This is a genomic window from Catenuloplanes japonicus (genome assembly GCF_000717135.1).
GTDB classification, from domain to species: Bacteria; Actinomycetota; Actinomycetes; order Mycobacteriales; family Micromonosporaceae; genus Catenuloplanes; species Catenuloplanes japonicus.
The window spans coordinates 1-235 of the sequence record NZ_JNXY01000116.1 but is presented as its reverse complement, the minus strand read 5'-3'; the positions used below and the strand labels follow the sequence as shown (position 1 = coordinate 235).

At 66.8% G+C, this 235-nt stretch carries 1 protein-coding gene; it reads left to right on the top strand.

The window, feature by feature from the left end:
* A partial coding sequence (locus OP04_RS56960) for a transposase (RefSeq protein WP_033346830.1) occupies positions 1-235 on the top strand: 235 nt, incomplete at both ends.

Below are 235 nucleotides of genomic sequence, written 5' to 3'. Positions count from 1 at the left end.
GAAGTACCCCGACGAACTCAGGGCACGTGCCGTGCGTCTGTATCGCGAGTCGGAGCCGAAGCCGACGATTCGCCGGTTGGCCGAGCAGCTGAACGTGCATCACGAGGCGCTGCGTAACTGGATCCGCCAAGCCGAGGCCGATGCGGGCGAACGTCATGACCGGCCCACCACCGAGATGGCCGAGGAGAACCGCCGGCTGCGCGAAGAGGTCGCTGAGCTGCGCCGGGTCAACGAA